The sequence below is a fragment of the Azorhizobium caulinodans ORS 571 genome, from assembly GCF_000010525.1.
In the GTDB taxonomy this organism is placed as follows: Bacteria; Pseudomonadota; Alphaproteobacteria; order Rhizobiales; family Xanthobacteraceae; genus Azorhizobium; species Azorhizobium caulinodans.
This window is the reverse complement of record NC_009937.1, coordinates 4,150,732-4,165,854: the sequence shown is the minus strand read 5'-3', so window position 1 is coordinate 4,165,854 and position 15,123 is coordinate 4,150,732. Positions and strand designations below refer to the sequence as shown.

8 protein-coding genes are annotated in these 15,123 nt (G+C 68.0%); 4 read left to right on the top strand and 4 right to left on the bottom strand.

Going from position 1 to position 15,123, the window contains the following annotated elements; genetic code table 11:
- Window positions 1-31: 31 nt before the first annotated feature.
- Entirely contained in the window at window positions 32-265 is a 234-nt protein-coding gene (gene rpsU / locus AZC_RS18695) for a 30S ribosomal protein S21 (RefSeq protein ID WP_012172151.1), read from the bottom strand.
- A gap of 314 nt (window positions 266-579) precedes the next feature.
- Window positions 580-3,861: an Rne/Rng family ribonuclease gene (locus AZC_RS18690; RefSeq protein WP_012172150.1), complete on the bottom strand. Its 3,282-nt coding sequence runs from the start codon at window positions 3,859-3,861 to the stop codon at window positions 580-582.
- A gap of 870 nt (window positions 3,862-4,731) precedes the next feature.
- On the opposite strand from AZC_RS18690, the gene AZC_RS18685 reads away from it, so the two are divergent.
- The 3 genes from AZC_RS18685 (at window position 4,732) to prfB (ending at window position 9,996) form a co-directional block, all read left to right on the top strand.
- Entirely contained in the window at window positions 4,732-6,027 is a 1,296-nt protein-coding gene (locus tag AZC_RS18685; RefSeq protein WP_244421737.1) for an N-acetylmuramoyl-L-alanine amidase, read from the top strand.
- 245 nt (window positions 6,028-6,272) lie between these two features.
- Window positions 6,273-8,723, top strand: coding sequence for a penicillin-binding protein 1A (locus AZC_RS18680; RefSeq protein WP_012172148.1), 2,451 nt, complete (start codon window positions 6,273-6,275; stop codon window positions 8,721-8,723).
- A gap of 142 nt (window positions 8,724-8,865) precedes the next feature.
- Window positions 8,866-9,996, top strand: a complete 1,131-nt coding sequence (prfB, locus tag AZC_RS18675; RefSeq protein WP_012172147.1) for a peptide chain release factor 2 — start codon at window positions 8,866-8,868, stop codon at window positions 9,994-9,996.
- Between the two features lie 81 nt (window positions 9,997-10,077).
- On the opposite strand, the gene AZC_RS18670 is transcribed toward prfB, so the two are convergent.
- The gene (locus tag AZC_RS18670; RefSeq protein WP_012172146.1) at window positions 10,078-10,557 is read right to left on the bottom strand and encodes a nuclear transport factor 2 family protein; all 480 of its coding nucleotides are present in this window, start codon (window positions 10,555-10,557) and stop codon (window positions 10,078-10,080) included.
- 264 nt (window positions 10,558-10,821) lie between these two features.
- On the bottom strand, window positions 10,822-11,295 hold the full coding sequence (bcp, locus tag AZC_RS26380; protein WP_081434043.1) for a thioredoxin-dependent thiol peroxidase: 474 nt from the start codon (window positions 11,293-11,295) through the stop codon (window positions 10,822-10,824).
- 247 nt (window positions 11,296-11,542) lie between these two features.
- Between bcp and AZC_RS18660 the strand changes: the two genes are divergently transcribed.
- Window positions 11,543-15,064 (top strand): DUF3971 domain-containing protein, encoded by a 3,522-nt coding sequence (locus AZC_RS18660; RefSeq protein WP_043880504.1) that lies wholly within the window; start codon window positions 11,543-11,545, stop codon window positions 15,062-15,064.
- Window positions 15,065-15,123: the final 59 nt, after the last annotated feature.

Below are 15,123 nucleotides of genomic sequence, written 5' to 3'. Positions count from 1 at the left end.
ATTCTATGGGCCGACGGGTCGGCCCTCAGCCTCAGCGGCCGGCGGGACGCGGCTTGGAGGGCAGCAGGCCTTCACGCTGGGCGCGCTTGCGGGCGAGCTTGCGAGCGCGGCGAACGGCTTCCGCTTCCTCGCGGGCGCGCTTCTCGGACGGCTTCTCGTAGTGGCCACGCAGCTTCATCTCGCGGAAGATCCCCTCGCGCTGCATCTTCTTCTTGAGCGCCTTGAGGGCCTGATCGACATTGTTATCGCGGACGAGAACTTGCACGTGTATCCCTCTTCGAGCTGTTGCGCCGAGCGAGCGTCAATAAAATCTGGGATCGAAAGCCTTGGTCCGCAAACGCTTCAGCGCCCGGGGCCAATCTCCCGAAGGAGCGCTTCCATATCAGGGCACGCCTGCCTTGTCCACCTGTGGCGGCAGAGAATCCGATCACACTTTCGAGGCGCAGCATTGCATTGCCGGCTGTTGACCGGCTGACCTCCCCTTCCCATCCGGAGGGACGGGGGACTCGGCCGCTATCCATGGCCTGGAAAGCAGAACGGCGCCCGAAGGCGCCGTTCCGTGATTGTTCAGAAAAAGGCTCACTCGCCGAACAGCTTGCGCTGCCACCAGCCGGTGCGCGGCTTAGCGGGCGGGGCGGCTGGCGCTGCAGGCGCCTCTTCCGCCTGCGCCACCGCCGGCTCGACCGGGGATTCGGGGGCGGCCTCCACCGGCTCGGACGCGGGTTCCGTGGGAGCCTGCGGCGCCGGAGCGGCCTCGGTGGGCGCGGAGCTTGCGGCGCCGCTCACGGGTGCCTTCTCGCGCACCGTGGACCGGCGACGGGGGGCCGGGGCGGCAGGCGCCTCGGGCTCGGCAGCGGGCGCCGGCGCCAGAACCTCGGGAACTACGACCGGCTCCGGCAGCGGGGGATCGGCGGTGACAGGGGGCTCGTTGGAGCTCGCTTCGTGGGAGGGGGATTCGCTCGAGGTGGCCTCGATCTCCGCGAAGGTCTCCTGGCCGGGGAAGCTCAGCGCGCGCGCCGGCTCTTGGCCGTCGCTCTCGAGGCCCTCGCCTTCCGCGCTCTCGCCATCGGCTTCGGCGTCTGCGGAGGTCTCGTCACCGGAACCGGCCTCGCCTTCGCGGCGATTGCGGCGACCGCCCCGGCGGCCGCGGCGGCGGCGGCGGCGCTCGGCGCTGTCGGCCTCTGACCGGTCCTCGCCCTCGGCGCGGGCTTCGTCGTCGCCCTCGCCGGATGCGGATTCGGTCTCGTCATCGCCCTCGGCGCCGTCCTCGTCGGAGCCGTTGGCGTCATCGGCGCGCGATTCGCGCTCGCCCCCACGCCGACGGCGGCGGCGGCGACGCTTGCGCGGCTGGTCGTCGCCGCGCTCGGACGCGACGGCCTCGCCCTCGCTTTCGTCCTCGGCTTCGGCCTCGGCGCTCTCCTCCAGTTCCTCCTCATCGTCCTCATAATCCTCATCCGGCAGGATGGAATCGGGGTGGACGGCGGAGCTGAGGCGCGGGGCCGGGGCGGGCGGGGCGGCGATCTCGCCCTTCTCGATCAGGAAGGGCTGGTGTCCGGTCACGCTCTCGTCCGCCTGGACGATGAGGGTGACGGAGAAGCGGTCTTCCAGCTCGCGCAGGTGCGCGCGCTTGTGGTTGAGCACGTAGAGCGCCACCTCGCCGCGGGTGCGGGCGATGAGATTGTGGCTGGCCGAGCGCAGGAGCTGCTCTTCCAGCGCGCGCAGCAGCTGGAGCGCCACCGAGGCGGCGGAGCGGACATGGCCGGTGCCGCCGCAGACGGGGCACACCTCGATGGAGCTTTCGAGCACGCCGGTGCGGATGCGCTGGCGGGACATCTCCATGAGACCGAAGTGCGAGATGCGGCCCACCTGGATGCGGGCGCGGTCGTTCTTCAGGCAATCCTTGAGCTTGCGCTCCACCGACCGGTTGTTGCGCTTCTCCTCCATGTCGATGAAGTCGATGACGATCAGGCCCGCGAGATCGCGCAGGCGGAGCTGCCGGGCGATTTCCTCGGCGGCTTCCATGTTCGTCTTGAGCGCGGTGTCCTCGATGTGGTGCTCGCGCGTGGCGCGGCCGGAGTTCACGTCGATGGAGACCAGGGCCTCGGTCGGGTTGATGACGATGTAGCCGCCGCTCTTGAGCTGCACGACGGGCGAGAACATCGCGTCGAGCTGATGCTCCACGCCATACTTGGCGAAGATCGGCTGCGGCTCACGATAGGCAATGACGTTCTTCGCATGGCTCGGCATGAGCATGCGCATGAAGTCGCGGGCTTCCTGGAAGCCCTCCTCGCCGGCCACGTGAATCTCGTCGATCTCCTTGCTGTAGAGATCGCGGATCGCGCGCTTGATGAGGGAGCCTTCCTCATAGACGAGGTTCGGCGCGCTGGAGGTCAGCGTCAGCTCGCGCACCGTCTCCCACAGGCGCAGGAGATATTCGAAGTCGCGCTTGATCTCCACCTTGGTGCGGTTGGCGCCGGCGGTGCGCAGGATGATGCCCATCCCTTCGGGCACCTCCAGCTCCTGCACCACTTCCTTCAGGCGCTTGCGGTCGACCGCATTGGTGATCTTGCGCGAGATGCCGCCACCCCGGGCGGTGTTCGGCATGAGCACCGAGTAGCGGCCGGCGAGCGAGAGATAGGTGGTGAGGGCGGCGCCCTTGTTGCCGCGCTCCTCCTTGACCACCTGCACCAGCATCACCTGGCGGCGGCGGATGACTTCCTGGATCTTGTAGGTGCGGGCACGACGCTGGGGTGCGCGCTCGGGCACCTCCTCCAGCGCGTCGTCGGAGCCCATCTGCTCGACGCCCTCGTCTTCCTCTTCGCCGTCCTCGCTCTCGCCGTCCGTCTCATCCTCGACGGGCTTGCGGTTGCGGTGGCGGGAGCGGCGGCGGCGGCGATCCTCGCGCGGGGCACGCACGGGCTCGGCTTCCGCCTCGACTTCGGCGGCTTCGCCCTCGGCAGCGTCCGCCTCGGAGGCGCCGGCTTCCGCGGCCTCTTCACCGGCGTCGTTGGCCGCAGAGGCTTCCGGCGCTTCGGACCCGGTGGCGGGCGCCGGCTCGGCCGGCTCGCTCAGCACGGCGTCGCCCGAGGCCAGCATGGGCTTCGATTCGACTTCGGCGGCGGCGGCCTGCTCGGCCTGAACCTGGGGCTCGGCTTCCGGCTGGACGGGCTGCTCGGCGGGCGCAGGCAGGGCTTCAGCCGGCGCCTCGGGGGCAGCGGCCTCAGGCTCGGCCTCGGCCACCACGGCGTGGCTCACCACCGGCGCATCGGCCTCGACGCCATCCTCGGCGGCAGCGATGTGGGCGACGTCGGTCTCGCGGGGCAGCGTCTCCGGGTCGAGCGGCTCGACCTCGGCGTCCTCATCCTCGTCCTCGTCGTCCTCCTCGTCGGAGAAGGAGGAGATGATGGTGCCGTCCTCGATGGTGTCGATGACCTCCTCGTCCTCGACTTCCTCGACGTCGCTGTCCTCGGCTTCCTCGTCGGCGGCCTCGACCTCGGGGGCGGCGGCGCGCTTGTGGCGGGATCGCTCGCGGCGGCGCTCGCGGCGCTCCTCCTCGTCCTCGGCGGCGCGGGCGGCGCGCTCCTCTTCCTCGATCAGCGCCTGACGGTCGGCGACGGGGATCTGGTAATAGTCGGGATGGATCTCGCTGAAGGCGAGGAAGCCGTGGCGGTTGCCGCCATATTCGATGAAGGCCGCCTGGAGCGAGGGCTCCACGCGCGTGACCTTGGCGAGATAGATGTTGCCGCGCAGCTGCTTGCGGGATGCGGACTCGTAGTCGAATTCCTCAACCCGGTTGCCGCGCACGACCACCACCCGGGTCTCCTCCGGGTGGGTGGCATCGATAAGCATCTTGTTTGCCATGGAAATCTCTCTTCGCGGCGTCGGAGCGCGTGCGCTTCCATGGGCGCCGGGGCAAGGCCCGCGACCCGTTCAGACACCGGATGTGATGGCGGAAAAGGACAGAGGATCGGCAGCGCGCAGGCGTCCTCACGACACCTTCGGCATCGGGCCACACGGGAGCACGCTCGGCGTGCTGTTCGTGCGATAGAACGTCCATGCCCTCGGCTACTCGTCCCTCAGCGAAACATGGGGACGGACCCGTGTCCGACCCAAGCACATGGCTGCTTGTCCCCTTGTGATCGGGGCAGTCCTCGGCATCCGTGCGACCTAACAGCCCATCCCTCGAACCGGCACCGTGCCCGCGCTTGCGTGGGGCCGGTGGGCCGCGAAGCGCGCTTTCACGCCTTCGCCGCAGACGGCCTCCCGCGGAGCGCCTGCGCTGGAAGGGTCGCGTCCCGGGGAAGGGCCGCGCCCATGGGAAGCTGCGGTTTCAGGAAGGCCAGAGGCGAATTCCGGAGCGCAAACCATATGCGTTTTCTTCATACTCGCCCCGCGCCATCTTTGGCAAGGATGATGCACGCGCCGTGGGCTGCCAGCTTGTTAGGCAGAGACGCCGTGAACAGCCTCGCGACGGCTTTGTCCGCCACGACTTGTCGCATGGCGGTTGTGTGGTAGCGGCGCCACAGCTTCCTGCCGGGAACGGGCGCGGGATCAACGGTGAGTTAACGCCGGCGCCCGTATCGAGTAGGACTATCGCAGCGGATACGGAAGGTCGAAGTGCCGACGCTCCAGCGTTCTCCTCTTCCCGTTCTGGCCTGCGGCGCCCTGCGTCGCGCGGGAGCGGCGATCTCGTCCTCCGGTATCAAGATCCCGACGTTTCGTTCCGGTTCTGTGCTGGCGATATTTTTTGCAGCGGCCTTCGCCTGGTCCGCCCCGGCCGCATGGGCGGGCGAGGCGTCGGCGGGCGCCGCTCCGGCCAAGGTCGAGGCCAAGCCCGATCCGTTGAAGGTCGCCGCCCGTGCCGCCACATCCGGCGCCCCGACCTCGGGTCCGGCCACCGCGCAGGAGGTGCGTCTCGCGGGCGACGACCAGCGCACGCGCCTTGTGGTGGATCTGAGCCGGCCGGTGGAGTTCCGCGCTTTCACGCTGGCCAATCCCACCCGCGTCATCGTCGATCTCACCGACGTGACCTTTGCGTTCAGGGCGGACAATCGCGACCTGCGGCGAGGCCTCGTTTCCGCCTATCGCTTCGGCGTCTTCGCCCCCGGCAAGGCGCGCATGGTGCTGGACGCCTCCGATCCGGTGCTGGTGGACAAGGCCTTCGTGCTTCCCGCTCAGGACGACCAGCCGGCCCGTCTGGTGGTGGAACTGGTGAAGACCGACGCCGACACCTTTGCCCGCTCGGTCGCGACCGCCGCCGAACTGGCGCCGCCCCCGGCCGCCGACAGCACCCCGGCTGCGCCCGACGACCGCCGACCGGTGGTGGTGATCGACCCCGGCCACGGCGGGCTCGATTCGGGCACGACGGGCTATTCCGCCTTCACCGAGAAGACCATCGTGCTCGATGTGGCGCTGGCGCTGCGGGACAAGCTGGAGCGTACGGGCCGCTACCGGGTGGTGCTGACCCGTTCCACCGACGTCTTCGTGCCGCTGGGTGAGCGCGTGCGGATCGCACGCAACAATCGCGCGGCCCTGTTCGTCTCGATCCATGCGGATGCGCTGGCGCAGGGGGATGGGCAGGCGCGGGGCGCCAGCGTCTATACCCTGTCCGATCAGGCGAGCGATGCGGACGCGGCGCATCTGGCGGAGAAGGAGAACAAGGCCGACGCCATCGCGGGCATCGATTCCTCCGACGAGAGTAGCCAGGTCGCGGACATCCTCTTCGACCTCGCCCAGCGCGAAACCAAGAGCTTTTCCATGCTGTTCGCGAAAACCCTCGTCGGGACCATGAAGACGGCGGCGCGCCTCCACAAGTCGCCCATCAAGTCGGCGGGCTTCCGGGTGCTGAAGGCCCACGATGTCCCGTCCGTGCTGGTGGAACTCGGCTACATGTCGAGTCCGGAAGACCTGAAGCACATGACCTCGGGGGCGTGGCGCGACAAGATGGCCGACGCCATGCAGACCGCCATCAACGACTTCTTCGCCAGCCGTGTCGCCGGTGCCGCACCGGCCGCCGTGCCCCAGTGAAAGCAGTGGATTGCCGGCACACGGTCCCGACAGCGTTACCGTCTTTTAATCCGGCTGTGGCTTCGTCCGGCCGCGATTGGCCGTGAAGCAGCCACAGTTCGCCAACATAGCCTAGGGATACGCATTGCGTTAAGGATGGCCCGCGCGGCGCCGCCTGGAACAGGCGTGCCCGTGGGTATCTTGTCGCCATTGGTCTGTTCGGCCGCCTCCCACAGGGGCCGGCTGTCGGGGAGGGAGCCGGCGAAATGCGGCTGGTGTTGAGGTTCTTCGGCTTCCTGTTTGCTCTCGGCACGCTGGCGCTCCTCGTCGGTGCGGCCGGTGCCACCTATTTCGTGTGGAAATATTCCCAGGACCTGCCGGACTACACCCAGCTTCAGAATTACGAGCCCCCGGTGATGACCCGCGTCCATGCGGGCGACGGTTCGCTGGTGGCGGAATACGCCCGACAGAAGCGTCTCTACGTCCCCATCCAGTCCGTGCCCAAGCTCGTGGTCGAGGCCTTCCTCTCGGCCGAGGACAAGAATTTCTACGAGCACGGCGGCATCGACCCCACCGGCATCTTCCGCGCCGGCATGTTCTATCTGCAGAACCTCGGCACCAGCCGCCGTCCGCAGGGCGCCTCCACCATCACCCAGCAGGTGGCCAAGAACTTCCTCCTGACCAACGAGGTCTCCATCGACCGCAAGATCAAGGAAGCCCTGCTGGCGCTGCGCATCGAGCGCACCTATTCCAAGGACCGCATCCTCGAGCTGTACCTGAACGAGATCTATCTCGGCTCCGGCTCCTACGGCATCGCCGCCGCCGCGCTGACCTATTTCGACAAGTCGGTCGAGGATCTGAACATCCAGCAGGCGGCCTATCTCGCGGCCCTGCCCAAGGCGCCGTCCTCCTATAATCCCTATCGCAACACCGACCGTGCCATCGAACGCCGCAACTGGGTGATCGATCGCATGGCCGAGAACGGCTACATCACCGCCGCCCAGGCGGAGACGGCCAAGAAGAGCCCGCTCGAGGTCACCCCGCGCCCGACCGGCGCCCACATCTTCGCTGCCGAATATTATGCCGAGGAAGTGCGTCGCCAGATCTACGAGCGCTATGGCGAGACCAAGCTCTATGAGGGCGGCCTCTCGGTGCGGACCGCGCTCGACCCGCGCCTCCAGTCCATCGCCAAGAAAACGCTGATGGACGGCCTCATCCGCTTCGACGAGCAGCGCGGCTGGCGCGGCCCGGTGACCAAGATCGAGTTCGCCGGCGACTGGGGTCCCAAGCTCGCCGAGGCCAAGACCTTCTACGACATCCCCTGGAAGCTCGCGGTGGTGCTGGACGCCGGCAAGGACACCGCGCGCATCGGCCTCCAGCCGCCCAAGGACCGCTCCGGCGGCATCTCGAGCGCCCGCGACGTGGGCCTCATCAATCTGGACGGCGTGAAGTGGGCGCGCTGGGTGAAGGGACCCGATGCCGGCCGTGCCGTCTCGTCCGTCTCTCAGGTTCTGAAGACCGGCGACGTCATCTATGTGGAGGCCATTCCCGGCAAGGACGGGCAGTATCGCCTGCACCAGATCCCGGAGATCGAGGGCGCCATCACGGTGATGGAGCCCCGCACCGGCCGCGTGCTCGCCATGGTGGGCGGCTTCTCCTATGATGAGAGCCAATTCAACCGCGCCACGCAGGCGCTGCGCCAGCCCGGCTCCTCCTTCAAGCCCATCGTCTATTCCGCCGCGCTGGACAATGGCTACACGCCCTCCACCGTGGTGCTGGACGCGCCCATCGAGATCGACCAGGGGCCCGGCCTCGGCGTGTGGGCGCCGGAGAATTACGCCAAGAAGTTCTACGGCCCGCAGACGCTGCGCTTCGGCCTCGAACAGTCGCGTAACGTGATGACCGTGCGCCTCGCGCAGGACATCGGCATGCCGCTGATCGCCGATTACGCCAAGCGTTTCGGCGTCTATGACGACATGCTGCCGGTGCTCTCCATGTCGCTGGGCGCGGGCGAGACCACGCTTATGCGCATGGTCGGCGCCTATGCGATCATCGCCAATGGCGGGCGCAAGGTGACGCCCTCGCTCATTGACCGCGTGCAGGACCGCTACGGCCACACCATCTTCCGGCATGACGAGCGCGAGTGCCGCGGCTGCGACGCCACCTCCTGGCAGAACCAGCCCGAGCCGACCCTGCTCGACCGCCGCCCCGTGGTGCTCGACGCCATGAGCACCTATCAGATCACCGCCATGATGGAGGGCGTGATCCAGCGCGGCACCGGTACCGCGCTCAAGGATCTCGGCCGCCCCGTCGCCGGCAAGTCCGGCACGACCAATGACGAGAAGGACGCCTGGTTCATCGCCTTCACCCCCGACATGGTGGTGGGCATGTATCTGGGCTACGACCGCCCCCGCGCCATGGGCAAGGGTTCGACCGGCGGCGTGCTCACCGCGCCCATCGTCCGCGACTTCATGAAGAGCGCGCTGGGCGACAAGCCGGCCGTTCCCTTCCGCGTGCCGCCGGGCATCAAGCTGGTGCGCATCAACCCGAAGACCGGCCTGCGCGCGGGTCCGGGTGAGGCGTCCATCCTCGAAGGCTTCAAGCCCGGCACCGCCCCGCCCGACAGCTATTCCGTCATCGGCACCACGGACGCCTCCATCGGCGTCACGCCGGAGGCGGATCGGGCGGTGCGCTCGGGCACGGGCGGCCTCTACTGACCTGCCCCTTTGACGTTTCGACCGGGAGGTCCGCCGTGTGCGGGCCTCCTTGTGCTTTATCCGGCGCGCCACGGTGCCGGGCGTTTACACAGCGCCCCGTCGCCGCTACGTTCCGCCGCCCAAATCCGGAGTTAGGTAAGCCATGCGTGCGGAGCTCGCCGCGAAAGTCGACGAGATCAATGCTTCCGTTGATCTGCTGCGTCAGCATCTCAACGTGGACCGCTCGCGCCGGCGCCTCGCGGAGCTCAACGCCATCGCCGAGGACCCCACCCTGTGGGACGATCCGGAGCGGGCGCAGAAGATCATGCAGGAGCGCACCTCCCTGGAGGATGCGCTGAACGCCATCGACCGCATCACCCGCGATCTCACCGACAATATCGAGCTGATCGAGCTCGGTGAGGCGGAAGGCGACGAAAGCGTGATCACGGAAGCCGCCGGGGCGCTCGATGCCCTCAAGGCGGAACTGGCCCGCCGCGAGCTCGACGCCCTGCTCTCGGGCGAAGCTGATTCCAACGACACCTATCTGGAAGTCCATGCGGGTGCCGGCGGTACCGACAGCCAGGACTGGGCCGAGATGCTGCTGCGCATGTACCGGCGCTGGTGTGAGCGGCACGGCTTCAAGGTGGAACTGGTGGACGAGTCCGCCGGCGAACAGGCGGGCCTCAAGTCCGCGACCATCATCGTGAAAGGCCACAACGCCTATGGCTGGCTGAAGACCGAGGCCGGCGTGCACCGTCTGGTGCGCATCTCTCCCTTCGATTCCAATGCCCGCCGCCAGACCTCCTTTGCCTCCATCGACGTCTATCCGGTCATCGACGACCGCATCGTGGTGGAGATCAATGAGAGTGACGTGCGCGTGGACACCATGCGCTCCGGCGGCGCCGGCGGCCAGCACGTGAACAAGACCGAATCGGCGGTTCGACTGACCCACATTCCCACTGGCATCGCCGTGGTCTCGCAGGGCGACCGGTCCCAGCACAAGAACCGCGCCACCGCGTGGAACATGCTGCGCGCCAAGCTGTTCGAGATGGAGCTGAAGAAGCGCGAGGAGGCCGCCGCCGCCGAGCAGGCCGCGCGCACCGACATCGGCTGGGGCCACCAGATCCGCTCCTACGTGCTCCAGCCCTATCAGCTGGTGAAGGACCTGCGCACCGGTGTCACCTCGGGCACCCCGCAGGAGGTGCTCGACGGCGATCTCGATCCCTTCATGGAAGCGGCCCTCGCCCAGCGCGCCTATGGCGGCGGGCCGGGCCAGGTCGAGGACGTGGAGTAAGTCGTCCCGAGCGGACGGCGCCCCATCGAGAGCGCCGTCCGGTGAGGGGCGCGCAGTGCCTGAGCCCTTACCGCTTGCCGGTCACGCCGGCAGGGGCGCGGCCTGCCGGGCCAGCAGCTTCCAGCCGCCGTCGGCCTTCTTCCAGACCTGAAGCACCTTGATGTGCGCGGTGCTGGTCTTGCCGTCCGGCAGATTGTTCACCGCATCGAAGGTGTGGCGCACCACGGCCACGTCCCCGACGATCTGCACCGTCTGGTCGCTGAGATCGATGGACTTGAAGGCATTCTTGCCGTCGAGGCTGGCGACGAAGGCCGCCTTGTCCTCCAGTCGCGCGTTGGAATGGCCGTAGGTCAGCTGGTCGAGGGTGAGGGCTTTCAGCTTGGCCCCGTCGCCGGACAGCATGGCGTCCTTGAGAGCCGTGACAGCGGTCTCCACCTGACGGGTGTCATCCTCTGCCGCCAGCGCCATCGAGACCGGCAGAACGGCGGTGGCCACGAAGGCGGCCGCGGCGGAACGCAGAACCAGCCGGCGCGACTGGCCGGGCATCATCTCGTTGTTCATGTTTCCTCCCGTTCGTCACTTGGGCGCCGTCATGGAATGCGGGCTGTGACTGTATGGTAGCATACCAGCCGGGAGGGGCCTGCCAAGCGCGCCGTCCGTGATCGCCTTCCGGGCAAACGGCACCGACGCCAGCCGCGCGGACCCGCCGTGGGGAGGATTCGTATTCTGGAAGGGGCCGCTCCATCTGGAGACAGGCGCAGAGAGAGGGGCCATCACCGGCCAAGGGGCGCCCGCCGGACGGCCGGCGCCCGTTTCGTTGCAAGCTCAGTCCAGCGCCTGCGCGGCCTTCAGCACGTCCTCGGCGTGGCCGTCCACTTTCACCTTCGGCCAGACCTGCGCCACCTTGCCGTCGCGGCCGATGAGCAGCGTCGCCCTCGACACGCCCATGTAGGTCTTGCCGTACATGCTCTTCTCGGCCCACACGCCATAGGCCTCCAGCATCGCGTGGGTTTCGTCCGAGCCGAGGGGAAACTCGAGCGTGTATTTGGTCTTGAACTTGTCCTGGGCCTTCACCGCATCGGCGGAGACGCCGAGGATGGCGGTGTCGGCGGCGGCGAATTCGGCGCGCAGGCCGTTGAAGGCGATGGCTTCCTTGGTGCAGCCGGGCGTGTCGGCCTTCGGGTAGAAATAGAGCACCAGCTTGCGCCCGGCGAAGTCCTTCAGCGAGACCTCGCCGCCCCCGTCGCGGGGCAGGGTGAAGGCCGGAGCCGGGGTGCCGATGGCGGGGATCTGTGACATCTGCCTTCCTTTCGACGTGACCACGTCATAGAGGCGCATACGATGAGACCTGCGGATCGGATCGGCAAACCGTGAGCCCGGCTGTGCGGCGCCGGACACAGTGCGATGCGGACGCGGGCGCGAAGCGTGCGCGCCTGTCCCTTTGTGGGGACATGTCCTTGCTTCGAGGACCGGATTGGTCATTCTGCCTGCGGTCCGACACGGGGCACGGGGGCGTGCCAGGGTGCTGCCGGAGGATGCGGAAGGCATGAGCGAAGACCGGGGGCAGTTGAAGCCGGCAGTCCGAATGCCGCGCCGGTCGCGCCTGCATGGCCTCGCGGGTGCGCTGATTCCGCGTTCGCGTCCGGCCCGCATTGCGACCGGCCTCTTTCTGGGGCTCATCGGCATCGCCGGCCTTGCCGCGCTCGTCCTCTATTTCCTGATCGCTCAGGGTGTCGTCACCGCCAACCTCGCGACCCCCTATATCGAGCGCGCCATCGAGGAGCGGCTCGACGGCAAGTACAAGGTGCGAATCGGCTCGACGGCGGTGGAGACCATGAGCGGCGGCGCCACGCTGGTGATCGCCCGCGACATCTCCGTCACCGAGCCCGACGGCACCGTGGTGGCGAGTGCCCCCAGCGCCGAGGTCGAGCTTGATGGCAGCCTGCTCACTCTCTCGCTGAAGGCCCGCCGCTTCGATCTCATCGGAGCGGAAATGACCCTGCGCATCGGCGCGAAGGGTGAACTGGCGGTGGCCGCCGGCAAGGGCGCGCGTCCCATTTCCGCGGGTGCCGCGCCGGTGGAGCCCGGCGGCAACGCGCCGCCCGTCGTCCCGCAGGCGCAGCCGTCACAGGCCCCGGCCGCGCCGGGTGCCGTCCCCGGTTCCGTGCCCGCGCCGCAGGCCGCCGATCTCGGCGGCGATCCCCTCGTTCTGCGTGCGCTGGCGCAGGGCCTCAATGCGCTGGAGAGCAACGGCTTCGATGGCGGTGCCCTCTCGGACATCGGCCTCAAGAATGGCAGCCTCGTCGTGCAGAACGAGGCCACCGGGCGGCAGATCACCTTCGACAACATGAGCATCCGCCTCGGCCGCACGGCGGAGGGCGGGGCGACCTTCACCTTCACCTCGCAGCAGCCACACGGGCTCGCCACGCTGGTCGCCACCATCGCGCCGGCGCGCAACGGCGAGCGGCAGATCGATTTCGAGCTGAAGGACGTCTCCACGCAGGATCTGGTGCAGGCCTTCAGCCAGGACCTGAAGCGCTTCTACATGGACACGCCGCTCGGCGCCTCCCTGCGGGCCCGGATTGCCACCGACGGCCGGGTGCTGGCCGCCGAGGCCAACGTGGTGCTGGGCGCCGGCCAGATCGGCAATGGCGAGGAGCCGGAAGAGCGCTTCGTCATCGACCGGGCGGAAGCCCGTCTCACCCTCGATCCGGCAAAGCGCGTCATCGTCGTCGAGCCTCTGATGGCGGTGAAGAACCAGAACCGGATCGCGCTCAAGGGCCTCATCACCGTTCCGGCGCTGGCGGCCCAGCCCTGGCCCTATGCCATCTCTCAGGTGGGCGTGGTGCTGGCGGGCCCCGAGATGCCGGACCCCGCACTCGTCTTCACCGGCGTTACCATCGCCGGCCGCTTCACGCCGCCCGACCGGAAGCTGCTCATCGATCAGGGCGAACTGACGAGCGCTGTCGGCAGCCTCAGCTTCACCGGCCTGTTCGATTTCGGCGTGGACGTGCCCTACATCCAGATGAAGGCGACGGGTTCGCGCATGCCGGCCTCCACCGTGAAGCGCTTCTGGCCGGTCACGCTCGCGCCCCCGGCGCGGACCTTCGTCATCGAGAATGTCTCGGCCGGCATGGTCGAGGGCACGACCGTCACCGTGAAGATGGCGCTCGACCTCATCGGCCAGAAATCGGTGCCGCTGCCGGACGATGCGGTGCGCCTTGAAATGAACGCCAGCGCCGTGACGCTGCGCCCCGTGAAGGGCCTGCCGCCGGTCTCCAACGCCAAGCTCAACATCGTGGTGACGGGCCGCACGGTGCGGGTGAACATTCCCGAGGGCACGGTGGTGACGCCGCAGAACCGGCGCCTCGCCCTGTCCGAGGGCGTCTATTACATGCCCGATTATTTCCCGCGCGAGCCCAGCGGTCTCGTGAAGGTGAAGTTTGACGGCCCTGCGGATGCGGCCATCGAAATCCTCGGCATGGACCCCATCAAGGGCTCCGAGGGGCAGGCTTTCGATCCCTCCACCACGCGCGGCAAGGTGTCGGCGCTGCTGCAGGTGAAGATCCTGTTCCGCAAGGTGCCGCAGCCGGGTGACGTGGACTATTCGCTGGAAGCCAAGCTCACCGATTTCGGCGTCGACAAGATCTTCCAGAACCAGCGCCTGGAAGGGGCGAGCGTGGACGTCTTTGCCTCGCCCGCGGGTGTCCAGTTGCGGGGCGACGGCAAGATCGCGGGTGCGCTGGTGACGTTCGATTACAACAAGCGCAAGGACAAGGCCGATTCGGACGTGCGCGTGAACGCGACGCTGGACGACGGCTCGCGCCAGAAGCTCGGCCTCGACATCCCCGCCGTCACCGGCCCCATCGCGGTGAAGCTGGTGGGCACCACCAACAACACCCAGACCAAGGCCGCCATCGAGCTCGACATGACAGCGGCCCGCATCCTCGATCTGGTGCCGGGCCTCAGCAAGCCGGCGGGCGATCCGCTGAAGGCGAAGTTCAATTCCAACGACGCCGGCAAGAGCCTGAAGATCGACGACCTCACCCTTGAGGGCTCGGGTACCTACATCCGGGGCTCGATCGAATTTTCCGACGATAACCAGATCCTCTCGGCGAACTTCCCCAGCTTCCAGTTGAGCGACGGCGACAAGGCGAGCCTGAAGGCGGACCGCTCGGGCGACGTGCTCAAGATCCGCATCTCCGGCGAGGTGATGGATGCACGCGGCATCCTCAAGAGCCTCGTGAGCACGCCCTCCGGTGCCAAGAACACCCAGAAGACGCCGGACGTGGACGTGGAGGCCAAGATCGGCGCCGTGACCGGCAACAATGGCGAGGTGCTGCGGCAGGTGGACCTCGCCATGGGGCGGCGCTCCAGCGAGCTGCGCTCGTTCGCGCTCACCGCCAAGGCCGGGCGCGAGGGCACCCTGGCGGGCGAGATCCGCAACTGGGGCGACACCCCCCGGCGCGCGCTCTATGTGAGCACGTCGGATGCGGGCGCCGTGCTGCGCTTCCTCGACATCTACAAGAAGATCCAGGGCGGCACGATGTGGGTGATCGTCGATCCCCCGCGCGGCGACAACGCCCCCCAGAACGGCGTCATCAACGTGCGCGACTTCGTGGTACGCGGCGAGCCGGGCCTCGACAGCCTGAGCCAGGCGGCCCGCGACAGCTCGGGCCGTGTGGAGCAGGGCACCGCCGTGTTCGAGAAGGCGCAGGCGCAGTTCACCCGCACCACCGGCAAGATTTCCTTCCGCGACGGCGCCATCTGGGGACCGGTGGCGGGCGCCACCTTCGACGGCACCATCGATTTCGCCGCCGAGCGCATCAACATGCGTGGCACCTACGTGCCGGCCTATGGGCTCAACAACCTGTTCAGCAAGCTGCCCATCCTCGGCAACATCCTCGGCGGCGGGCCGAACGAGGGCCTTGTGGGCGTGACCTTCGAGGTGGCCGGTCCCATGGCCGCGCCGGCCCTGCGCATCAATCCGCTCTCTGCGGTGGCGCCCGGCTTCCTGCGCAAGATGTTCGAGTTCCGCAGCTCCACGGAAACCGCGCCGGCGCCGTAGAGCGGGCCGGGATGTTCGTATCCCTTATTATAGTAACGATGGACGCTGAAGGATCGGCT

Coding starts and splice junctions, on each gene's coding strand:
- AZC_RS18690 (WP_012172150.1), bottom strand. CDS start 3,861: ATGGCAAACAAGATGCTTATCGATGCCACCCACCCGGAGGAGACCCGG.
- AZC_RS18680 (WP_012172148.1), top strand. CDS start 6,273: ATGCGGCTGGTGTTGAGGTTCTTCGGCTTCCTGTTTGCTCTCGGCACG.
- prfB (WP_012172147.1), top strand. CDS start 8,866: ATGCGTGCGGAGCTCGCCGCGAAAGTCGACGAGATCAATGCTTCCGTT.
- AZC_RS18670 (WP_012172146.1), bottom strand. CDS start 10,557: ATGAACAACGAGATGATGCCCGGCCAGTCGCGCCGGCTGGTTCTGCGT.
- bcp (WP_081434043.1), bottom strand. CDS start 11,295: ATGTCACAGATCCCCGCCATCGGCACCCCGGCTCCGGCCTTCACCCTG.
- AZC_RS18660 (WP_043880504.1), top strand. CDS start 11,543: ATGAGCGAAGACCGGGGGCAGTTGAAGCCGGCAGTCCGAATGCCGCGC.